We start from the raw sequence: 228 nt of genomic DNA, 5'->3' as shown, positions 1-228 counted from the left end.
ATCAACCGGTGACGCTGAATTTTGTCGACGCCGATATTCAAGCGGTGGTGCGGGCTCTGTCGCGTTCGACCGGCCAGCAGTTTTTGGTCGACCCTCGGGTGAAGGGCACGTTGACGCTGGTCTCGGAGGGTCAGGTGCCGGCGCGGCAGGCTTACGACATGTTGCTGGCGGCGTTGCGCATGCAGGGTTTCAGTGTGGTCGATGTTGGCGGTGTGGCGCAGGTGGTGC

Annotated in this window: 1 pseudogene; it reads left to right on the top strand. The window is 62.7% G+C overall.

The features are described 5' to 3' along the window. Nucleotides 1-228: pseudogene (locus ACWR1S_RS31025) on the top strand (type II secretion system protein GspD); the annotation flags it as partial.

It is taken from the genome of Pseudomonas sp. AIG, from assembly GCF_977020205.1.
The sequence above is the reverse complement of the archived record's forward strand: the minus strand, read 5'-3'. Positions and strand labels throughout refer to the sequence as shown.